At 54.1% G+C, this 7,465-nt stretch carries 8 protein-coding genes; 6 read left to right on the top strand and 2 right to left on the bottom strand.

Features of this window, described 5'->3' with window-relative positions; all coding sequences use genetic code 11:
• Positions 1 to 1,008: RNA 3'-terminal phosphate cyclase (gene rtcA / locus QXT17_RS08180; protein WP_342815815.1), on the top strand; the 1,008-nt coding region annotated here is incomplete at its 5' end.
• 3 nt (positions 1,009 to 1,011) lie between these two features.
• Here rtcA and QXT17_RS08175 read toward each other — a convergent pair.
• Positions 1,012 to 1,800: an S-adenosyl-l-methionine hydroxide adenosyltransferase family protein gene (locus QXT17_RS08175; RefSeq protein WP_020962081.1), complete on the bottom strand. Its 789-nt coding sequence runs from the start codon at positions 1,798 to 1,800 to the stop codon at positions 1,012 to 1,014.
• A 16-nt stretch (positions 1,801 to 1,816) separates the two neighbouring features.
• Here QXT17_RS08175 and QXT17_RS08170 point away from each other — a divergent pair, with 16 nt between their 5' ends.
• On the top strand, positions 1,817 to 2,395 hold the full coding sequence (locus QXT17_RS08170; protein ID WP_148681973.1) for a hypothetical protein: 579 nt from the start codon (positions 1,817 to 1,819) through the stop codon (positions 2,393 to 2,395).
• Here the strand turns inward: QXT17_RS08170 and QXT17_RS08165 are convergent.
• Positions 2,375 to 2,968: a THUMP domain-containing protein gene (locus QXT17_RS08165; protein WP_020962079.1), complete on the bottom strand. Its 594-nt coding sequence runs from the start codon at positions 2,966 to 2,968 to the stop codon at positions 2,375 to 2,377. The genes QXT17_RS08170 and QXT17_RS08165 overlap by 21 nt on opposite strands.
• Before the next feature lie 138 nt (positions 2,969 to 3,106).
• Between QXT17_RS08165 and QXT17_RS08160 the strand changes: the two genes are divergently transcribed.
• From QXT17_RS08160 to QXT17_RS08145, 4 genes are all read left to right on the top strand, one after another.
• Positions 3,107 to 3,388, top strand: coding sequence for a hypothetical protein (locus QXT17_RS08160; protein ID WP_020962078.1), 282 nt, complete (start codon positions 3,107 to 3,109; stop codon positions 3,386 to 3,388).
• A gap of 13 nt (positions 3,389 to 3,401) precedes the next feature.
• Positions 3,402 to 5,213: a ribosome biogenesis/translation initiation ATPase RLI gene (locus tag QXT17_RS08155; RefSeq protein ID WP_342783797.1), complete on the top strand. Its 1,812-nt coding sequence runs from the start codon at positions 3,402 to 3,404 to the stop codon at positions 5,211 to 5,213.
• 91 nt (positions 5,214 to 5,304) lie between these two features.
• Positions 5,305 to 5,580 carry a DNA-binding protein Alba gene (gene albA, locus QXT17_RS08150; RefSeq protein ID WP_342783361.1) on the top strand — a complete coding sequence of 92 codons (276 nt, stop codon included), beginning with the start codon at positions 5,305 to 5,307 and terminating at the stop codon, positions 5,578 to 5,580.
• A 59-nt stretch (positions 5,581 to 5,639) separates the two neighbouring features.
• Entirely contained in the window at positions 5,640 to 7,451 is a 1,812-nt protein-coding gene (locus QXT17_RS08145; protein ID WP_342783360.1) for a glycoside hydrolase family 57 protein, read from the top strand.
• Positions 7,452 to 7,465: the final 14 nt, after the last annotated feature.

Raw genomic sequence — 7,465 nt, 5'->3', positions numbered from 1 at the left:
CTCAGGTATAGCATTGCTTTGGCTGCCCTTATTGGTAGCCCGTTGAGGGTCTACAATATTAGGGCTAAGAGGGACCCGCCGGGCCTGAGGCCCCAGCACTTGACGGCTTTGAGGTTTATCGCGGAGCTCGTGTCTGGGGAGGTCGAGGGCTTGAGGGTGGGCTCTACTGAGATAGTTTTTAGGCCTAGGGAGAGGGCGCCGAGGCCCGGTGAGTACAGTGTGGATATTGGCACGGCTGGCAGCGTGACGCTCGTGTTGCAGGCCGCTTTGCCTGTCCTGCTGTATTCGCGTGGGAAGGTTTCGTTGAGGATAACTGGTGGCACCTCGGTTAGGTGGAGCCCGCCCTACAGGTACTTTGAGAGGGTTCTGCTCGCCTTGATTTCGAGGTTTGGTGCACAGGTCACGGCTAGGCTTGTCAGGGAGGGGTTCTACCCGGAGGGCGGCGGCATAGTCAACGTGGAGACATTGCCAAGCTATCCTCTCCACCCGATAAACGTCTCGAAGCCGTCTAGGCCCGATGCGGTCAATGGCGTGTCCTACGTTGGGAATCTCCCATGTCACATAGCTGAGAGACAGCAGGACTCTGCGAGGCGTGTCTTGGAGTCTGCGGGAGTCAAGGTAGGCAAGATAGACGTGGTCTGCAACCAGCCGGCGATCGGGAAAGGAACGGGCATAGTCCTATGGACAAGGATGGGGGACGGCATAATAGGCTCGGACTCTCTGGGGGAGAAGGGCAAGCCCGCAGAAGAGGTGGGGAGGGAGGCCGCAGAGAAGCTCCTAAAGGTGGTAGAGAAGGGTTCGCCAGTAGACCCACACGCCGGGGACAACCTCGTGATATACATGTCTCTTGCCCAGGGCGAGTCCTCTATCCTGGTCTCGGAGATGACTTCCCACACTGAGACAGCGCTCGAGCTGTGCAGACAGATATTGGGCATCAACTATACGAGGCAGGAGACGCCTAACGGTGTGCTCATAAGGGTAAAGGGTGTAGGGCTGGCCCCACAGTAGCATTTACTTGAATATTATTTCTAGCCTGCTCCCAGGCTTCACGCCCAGCCTCCTAGAGGCGTCGCCCTGGTTCACGGCTATCTCCAGGTATCTACAGCTGTCAATATAGGCGACTAGCTCCCCGGGCTGGACGTCTCCAAAAGTCTTCCCAAATTGCACGGCCAGCTCAACGCCCCCAATCTTTAAGACTAGCCCCCTTGGCCTACCCAGCTCTTCAAGGTGTTTTTCACTTATATTCAGGGCCACGTTGCCGAACCTGTCCACGTGGAGGACCTCTGCGTGTATCTTGCTGTCCTCTATGCGTGGCTCTAGGAACCCCTTGTCTACGGGGGAACCATACTCTCTTGCGATCTCCTCTACTCTGCCGCCACACGCGAGGAAAGCTGCTACCGGGGCGAATACGTCTCTCCCGTGGAAAGTATAGGAGAATTTCTTCCTTTCGCCAGGTACACGGGTTATCTCCCAGGCCCTATACGGCTTGGGCGCCACGCATGTCAGGAGGCCGTTGTCTGGGCCCACGAAGAAGTACTTCTCGGTCTGGACTATGATTGGCTTCCTAGATGTCCCGACTCCAGGGTCCACGACTGCTAGCAAAACTGTCCCCGGGGGGAAGTCTTCGTAGCAACACGAGAGGACGTAGCAGGCCTCCTGTATGCTCCACGGGGTGACCTCGTGGCTTATGTCTACTACCTCTGCGTCTGGACACATCCCGTATATTACTGCCTTGACTGCCGCCACGTAGTAGTCGCGGGTCCCGAAGTCGCTTAGAAAACCTATTATCCGCCTCGGCATTGTGCTCACAAGCTAGATGCGAAAACAATATTTAAAGAATCTGCCAGCAAGACACGTGGACGCGTCCACGTTAAGTTTCAGGCTCAAGTCTACGCCCATCGTAGCGGTCCAGCTCTGCTTGTCCAGCGGTGGAGAGCTATGCGTCAAAGATTTACTGCCAAGGGTAGAGGCACTGCTCCCCAAAAACATATATGTGTCTCTCTTCGACGATTGCAGGAAGCTTCCCCCACACGGCCTCCTCTTGTCCGCGCTTGCCTACACGTGTAGAGGCCTATTGGAAGGCAGGACGATTTCCCGGAAGCCGGGCCTCGACCTGCTTCTCTACCTGCAGGGCGACAGGAACATACACGTGGCCGTGCAGCGTTTCTCTTCGGGCTGTGGCAGGAGGATTGGCGCAGTGTTCTTCGCCCTGGGGGTTGAGCCCGAAGACCTGCGGCAAGCAGTTGAAGGTGTCTTGGGCAGTCTAGGCCTCCAGGTAGAGGAACAAGGCAAGAACGAGTCAATAGACTTCTATGCCGAAATCGCTGGTGTCCCCGGGGAAAAAGCGATAGACCATTTGAGGGCCAGGATGGCTCTAGAAGCCCTCGAGGTCTAGGTCTCCCGTTTCCTCGACGTTTTCCTGCTGTTTTTGTCTCTGTCTAGCCTCCCTCCTTGTCTTCTCGACTGAGACGACCATTTTTGGAGGGATGACTGCTATTCCTGCCCTGTCGCCTATCACTTCTACTAGTATCACTTTGGCTGGATAGTCGAGGTTGACTCTGTTCTGTATCTTCCCCGCTATCGCTGTGATCACTTCGTCCCGCGTCAGGTCGGAGAGCCTGATGTGTGTCTCCACCTTGTAGGTCTCGTTTGGGCCTAGCTTCTTCGATGCCAGCTCGAGGGCGGCCTGGGTTATTGCTTCTAGGCTCGCCTCTACTGTTACATGTATAGGCGTGAGCTTCAGTATGTATCTGAAGTACCAGGGGTTGTCGAGTATCTTTTCGTATGCCTTAGAAGCGAAGAACTCTGGGTCTAGGCTTGTCCTAGCAACGACAAGGGAGGGAAGCCCCGTCTTGCTCGCGTCGAACCTTGTGTCTCCTATTTCGCGGGCAAAGTACCATAGCTCCGAGATGCAGTCGTTTTCCCGTTGCCTATACGTGGCGACGACCAGGTTGAACTCGTCCAGCAAGTTTTACACCACGCTCCGAAAAACAATGCAACTATATAACGCTCACGCCCCAAGACCGTTTTTCCCAGAGTTTTCCTTGCGAAATAAATTTTAATAGTTGTTTAAGCTAATAAGAAGTCCTACGCTGGTGATATCCCGATGGAGTTTTGCCCAAAGTGCGGCGGACTCATGGTCCCCAAAAAAGAGGGGAAAAACCTCTACCTTGTATGCTCGTCTTGCGGCTACAAGGTCAAGGTCAAGAAGACCGAGGGCTACTCTACACGTGAAACCGTGACAGAGGAAAAGAAGACAAGGGTCTCTGTATTCGACGTGAGGAGCGTAAGCCAGGCACAGGAGGAGAGGCAACAGGCAAAGGAAGAATACTACGAGGTTTTTCTCGAGACCTATTCCGAGGCAGAGGAGACGGGAGAAGAAGAATAGCGCGGGAGCATAGATGAGGGTAGCCGTAATAGACAAGGCACTCTGCAGGCCGTCAAAGTGCAACCAGGAATGCGTCAGGTTCTGCCCCATAAACAGGTCTGGCGCCAAGTGTGTATGGATAGACGAGGCCGAGAACAAGGCGAGGATAGCAGAAGAGCTCTGCGTGGGGTGCGGCATCTGCGTCAAGAAGTGCCCCTACCAGGCAATAACCATCGTGAACCTCCCAGAGAAGCTCCAGAGAAACCTCGTACACAGGTATGGGGCAAACGGCTTCGAGCTCTTCCGTCTCCCAGTGCCAAAGGAGGGCAGGGCCCTCGGAATCCTCGGGAGCAACGGTGTGGGCAAGTCTACCTCGCTAAAGATCCTCGGGGGAGTCCTGAAGCCCAACCTCGGCATGATAGATGAGCCCCCCGAATGGGACGACATAATAGACTTCTTCAAGGGGTCGGAGCTACAGACATACTTCCAGAAGCTGTCAAACGGCCAGCTACGCGTGGCCTACAAGCCCCAGGCAGTCGACGTGCTGTCAAAGGTAACCCTGACCGTCGGCGAGGCCCTCAAAAAGGTAGACGAGAAGGGGACGGCTAGAGAAGTTGCAGAGAGGCTTGGACTGCTACACCTATGGGACAGGCCCGTAAAAGCCCTCAGCGGGGGAGAAATGCAGAAAGTCGCCATAGCCGCCACCATAGTCAAGGAAGCGCAGGTATACCTGATAGACGAGCCCGCAAGCTACCTCGACGTCAGGGAGAGGCTTAGAGTGTCAGGCGTGATTAGGGAGCTCGCCAGGCCTGGGACATACCTCATAGTCGTAGAACACGACCTAGCAGTCCTAGACTATATTTCTGACCTTGTAGCGATCATCTACGGCGAGCCAGGCGTCTACGGCATAGTTGGCACCGTTAAGGGCGTCAGAGCCGGCATAAACACTTATATCGATGGATACCTCCGGGAAGAAAACATAAGGTTCAGAGACTACAGGCTAGAGTTCTACGAGAAGCCCCCCGAGGCCTCATACCTGCCAGAGACAGTCCTCCTTAGATGGAGCCAGCTATCAAAGACGCTGGGAGACTTCAAGCTAGAAGTGGAAGAAGGAGAAATACACAGGGGCGAGGTAGTAGGAATCCTTGGGCCAAACGGCATAGGCAAAACCACCTTCGTAAGGATGCTTGCAGGAGAGCTCGAGCCAGACAACGGGTGGATCCAGAGAATAGGGACCCTCACCCTCAGCTACAAGCCACAGTTCCTGGGCGAAGTCAAGGCATACGGGACAGTTAGGGAGTTCCTCAGGGAGCAGGGCGTAGACACCTCCTCGTCGCTCGTACAGTCTGAGCTCATAAAGCCGCTACGGGTACAATCCCTCTTCGACAGCTACGTCAAGGAGCTGAGCGGAGGCGAGCTCCAGAGGGTAATGATTGTCGCCGCTCTAGGCAAAGAGGCAGACCTCTACCTACTTGACGAGCCGATGGCCTACCTAGACGTGGAGCAGAGATACGCCGTCGCCCGGGTGGTCAAGAGGCTCACAGCCGAGAAGGGAGTAGCAACCTTCGTCGTTGAGCACGACGTTGTGGCAATAGACTTCCTAGCAAACACGATAATGGTCTTCGAGGGCGAGCCGGGGAGGCACGGCACAGCGACCAGGCCCATGAACATGCGTGACGGAATGAATCTCTTCCTCAGAAACGTCGGCATAACCTTCAGGAGGGACCCGGACACGAAGAGGCCGAGGATAAACAAGCCAGGCTCGTGGCTCGACAGATACCAAAAAGAAGTGCTCAAAGAGTACTACTACGTCGTCATGGAGGAAAAAGAGTCCAGCCAAGAATAGTACTTTGTCAAAGCACTACTATGCGAAAGATTTATTAAAAGATGCCTCATAACAATACCGCACTAAACCAAACAACAAAAAGGTGGAAAACATGGCAGAAGCTGGAACAGTATTCGTAGGGAACAAACCTGTAAGCAGCTACGTCTTAGCAGCAGTAACACAGTTCACAAGCGGAAGCAAAAAAGTCGTCCTAAAGGCAAGAGGCAGAGCCATCAGCAGAGCCGTTGACACCGCCGAACTCATTAGGAGGTTCCTCGGCGGAAAAGTCAACTACGGCAGCATAAAGATCGGCAGCGAGAAGGTAGGCGAGCCAGGCAAGGAAAGGACAGTCTCAACCATCGAGATCGAACTCGTCAAGACAGAATAAGCGACACGGCACAAAGCAATTAACCTAACCGTTTCTTTCTCTTTTTCTGGGAGTTTTAAATGACAAAAATACAGCCCGGCAGTCTCAGCGCTGTCTACCTAAAAGGCTCAAAACACAAATTCAGCTTTACAGTGGAAAACGACAAAGACCAGCCCGCCAAGGGGACGCCCTTCTTCCACATAAAGACACACACAAAGCAACAAGTCTACGTCGTCTATGACCCCATCACCCTGGCGCCCCACGAAAAAAGGACATTCGAGTTCGAGGTCAAACTCGACCTACCGGTGGGGGAGGCCACCGCGTCTTTCTGCTTCGAGGAAGAGTCAACTAACTGTCTCGAGAAGCCAATCTACATCGCTAGCGAGGGCCCACCAATCTACGTTTCGTTTGTATGGCACCACCACCAGGCGCCACAGTTCTATCCAGACGGCAAGCTCAAAGACGAATGGGCCTTCATACATGTAGCTAAGGGGGACTTCTACTCCTACGAGGGCGGCCCATACAAGGTCCACATGCTTCTCCACAAGAAACAGCCTGGATTCATAGACGTAGATCACTTCTCCCCATCACTGCTTGAACAGTGGCAACTATTCCTCGAGGGCAAGCTGGATTCAAAGGCCGCCTCAAGGGAGGATATCAAGGCACTTCTCGACTCCATAAGGGAGGGTGTCTCCCAGGGAAAAATCGAGCCCCTAGGCAGCGTATATGCCCACACTGTGCAGGGCCTCTTGTTCAGGAAGGCTAAACAGTACGGCCTAGAGGACTTCCTGAGGAAGCTATTGTCCTGGGAGATAACAGTCGGACTCGGCATAGTTGAGGAGGTTCTCGGCACTCGGCCCCGTGGCATGTGGACACCCGAAATGTTCTGGCACATGGAGCTTGTCGGCCTCTACAGCTCGCTAGGCATAGACTACACTGTTCTCTGTGAGCAACACTTCATAAAGTCGGGCGGAGACAAGGAGGACATCTACCAGCCATACCTTGTCCGGGACTCCTACACTGGAAGCCAGATAATAGTGTTCTTCAGGGACCTGGCGCTAAGCAACTGGGTAAGCTTCCACGTAGACTTTAGGGACCCCGAGGACGCCGACAACGCTGCTAGGCGCTTCGTAATCGAGCTCGCGAAGAGACGCGAACAGCACCCAGGCGGCATAGTAGTCATCGCGCTCGACGGCGAAAACTGGATGATAATGCCGAACTACAGGAAATATGCACCATTCTTCCTAGAGAGAATCGTTGAATACATGGGCCAGAGCAACATCCTCGTCCCCACGACCCTGTCAGGCTACCTAGCGAAAAACCCCCCGAAAAGGACACTGAACTACCTGCCCACTGGCTCCTGGATAGAGCTAACAGACAGGCAGTGGACTGGGGGCGTGAAGGACGAGCTATGGAAAGAAGCAATGGAAACGATGCTCTTGGCCGAGGCGGCCTACCAGCTACTCGGAAAAGACTCAGAAAAAATGCTGAAAGACCCGTCTTCACCGCTATACAGCCTCTTCAAGGCCCTCGCAATAGGCCTCGACAGCGACTTTTACTGGTACGGAGACGACAAGCGGGAACAGGAATTCATAAAAGCCTGGCTCGCGGAGGCTAGAAAAATAGCAAAAAGCATCCTGGAAACAGTCGAGGTAAAGATCTCTGAGCGGACAAACAGCCACGTCTTCCTAGAGCTGACAAACAGGAACCAGGCAACAGCTACTCTCAGCGTAGCAGTACAGGCAGAGGGATACTCAAGCCAGATCCACGTCTCTGTTGCCCCAAACGCTTCGTCCAGGATACCTGTCTACGTCTCCAGCGACTCTGCCACCATCAGGGTTTCAGCTGGCAAAGTCACGATTACAGAGCTTAAACTCGCAAAAACAAAATAGATATTTGTGTCCCC

Origin of the sequence: Thermofilum sp. (assembly GCF_038871435.1) — an archaeon.
Taxonomy (GTDB): domain Archaea; phylum Thermoproteota; class Thermoprotei; order Thermofilales; family Thermofilaceae; genus Thermofilum; species Thermofilum adornatum.
The sequence above is the reverse complement of the archived record's forward strand: the minus strand, read 5'-3'. Positions and strand labels throughout refer to the sequence as shown.